The sequence below is a fragment of the Dietzia sp. IBK-p2-15D genome (genome assembly GCF_057773105.1).
In genome coordinates this window covers 1-435 of the sequence record NZ_JBYMTK010000122.1, presented here as the reverse complement: position 1 = coordinate 435, position 435 = coordinate 1, and the positions used below count along the sequence as shown (strand labels likewise).

Here is a 435-nt window from a genome sequence, read left to right as displayed (position 1 = left end):
CATATTTGCATTACTGCATATATAAATACTTGTTGGGTGTTTATCTATATATTCCCTATGCCCTAAATCTTTTATACTATGTCCTTTTCTAATGGTAGTATTTCTAGTCCCGTAAAATGTTTTGTTTACTTTTTTTATTATTTTACGAGCCGTTTTTTGTGGATTGTATGCCATGTGTCCATCTCTACAAAAAACGGCAGGCGATTCGGAAAACACGGCTATATTCTCATGCACTTTGCCTACTTGAAAATTCATCGCTTGAAAATTTGACGGCTTCACCTTGTTCCAAATAATTTCATATCTAAACATATGCGGATTACTCATAACCAACGCACTTGTAAACGGCTGGGAGGCAGTTGTCACGAATGCGCCTTTAGGCTTCAATACATGCTTGACTGCCTCCCACATTGGAGCGAAGGGAATTACAGAATCCCA

General features: G+C 37.9%; 1 protein-coding gene. It reads right to left on the bottom strand.

The features are described from left to right. A partial coding sequence (locus AC3DEV_RS17170; RefSeq protein ID WP_488372903.1) for a hypothetical protein occupies nucleotides 1-363 on the bottom strand: 363 nt, incomplete at its 3' end. Nucleotides 364-435: the final 72 nt, after the last annotated feature.